1 protein-coding gene is annotated in these 233 nt (G+C 34.3%); it reads left to right on the forward strand.

Annotated elements, in window-relative coordinates; all coding sequences use genetic code 11:
• Positions 1-3: 3 nt before the first annotated feature.
• On the forward strand, positions 4-233 hold a 230-nt coding region (locus IC21_RS02575), incomplete at its 3' end, for a helix-turn-helix domain-containing protein (protein ID WP_155116785.1).

The raw sequence follows: 233 nt of genomic DNA on the forward strand, positions 1-233 counted from the left end.
GATATGGCCAAGCAAAACAAAGCTTTCAAGTTTCGTTTGTTACCAAACAAAGAACAATCCGCATTATTAGCTAAGACATTTGGTTGTGTTCGCTTTGTCTACAATAAGATGTTAGCTGAACGCAAAGAAACGTATGAAAAGTTCAAGGATGATAAAGAATTGCTTAAAAAGCAAAAGTTTCCGACTCCTGCAAAATATAAAAGTGAATTTCCATTCCTAAAAGAAGTGGATTC

Origin of the sequence: Heyndrickxia coagulans DSM 1 = ATCC 7050 (assembly GCF_000290615.1) — a bacterium.
GTDB lineage: Bacteria > Bacillota > Bacilli > Bacillales > Bacillaceae_C > Weizmannia > Weizmannia coagulans.